The organism is Bacillus sp. mrc49, assembly GCF_002803435.1.
Genome location: NZ_PHNG01000465.1, coordinates 1 through 1,080, shown reverse-complemented (window position 1 = coordinate 1,080; position 1,080 = coordinate 1). Strand labels below are relative to the sequence as shown.

Genomic DNA, 1,080 nt, shown 5'->3' with positions numbered 1-1,080 from the left:
ACCAGCCTGTTTGATGGGCGTACCTCCCAAGCGAGACCGTCTCCTTCACCGTATACGAAAAAGCCAATGAGGAATGTTGAGGAAGCACCGCAATGACCCGTGCAAGCTGTTTTGCCGAATAATCCTGCAAATCTTTTCCTTTGATCCGTATGCTTCCTTGCTTGTAAGCAAGCACCCCACTGAGCATACTCAACAGCGTCGTTTTTCCGCTGCCGTTTGGACCGAGGATCCCGAATAGTTCTCCTTTTTGAACGTCGAAAGAGACGGAATCCAAAACGCTTTTGTTATCGTATCCACCCGTTAACCCTTTAACTTCAAGCATCCGTCCTACCCACTCTCCGTCTCCTTAATAAAATGAGGGCAAATGCAGGTGCCCCGATCAGTGAGGTGATGACCCCGATCGGCAGTTCCGACGGGGCGATGATCGTCCGTGCCACAAGATCTGCCAAAATCAAGAACCCGCTTCCTACCAGCAATGATAACGGAAGCAGATGCCTATGATCTGGCCCCCATATCCTCCGGACCAAATGGGGAATCACCAGCCCTACAAAGCCGATCGTGCCTGAAACGGCAACCGCTGCGCCCGTTAATATCGAGCCCGCGATCAGGATCCACATTTTCCGCCTCTGCACGTCGACACCTAAATGTTTTGCCCGGTCCTCCCCGAAGGTCATCGCATTCAATTCCCTCGTATTCATGATCAGAATCAACGAGCCAATGATGAAAAACGGCAGAATGATTCCGATATAATTCCACCCGCGCATGGACACGCTGCCCATGAGCCAGCCGATGATTTGTCTTAATTCCTCCCCAGTCAACGCAATCATCAAGGATATGAAGGCGCTTAAAAACGAGCTGAAGATGATTCCGGTCAAAATGATCGTTTCGACCTTCATCGATCGATCCATTTTTTTTGCGAATGTCAGTACACAAAAAATCGTGATCACGGAACATAAGATGCTCAATGCAGGAAGCGTATATAAACCGATGAACGGGAGTGATATATTCAGGAATAACGTCACCACTGCCCCGACTGATGCTCCTGACGATATCCCGAGCGTGTAGGGATCGGCAAGCGGA

General features: G+C 49.9%; 2 protein-coding genes. Both read right to left on the bottom strand.

The genetic code is table 11. The annotated features are described in order from the left end of the window. The coding region (locus tag CVN76_RS03645) for an ABC transporter ATP-binding protein (RefSeq protein WP_157805503.1) at window positions 1-322 on the bottom strand (322 nt) is incomplete at its 3' end. Then, a partial coding sequence (locus tag CVN76_RS03640; protein ID WP_100530332.1) for a FecCD family ABC transporter permease occupies window positions 315-1,080 on the bottom strand: 766 nt, incomplete at its 5' end. The genes CVN76_RS03645 and CVN76_RS03640, both read right to left, overlap by 8 nt.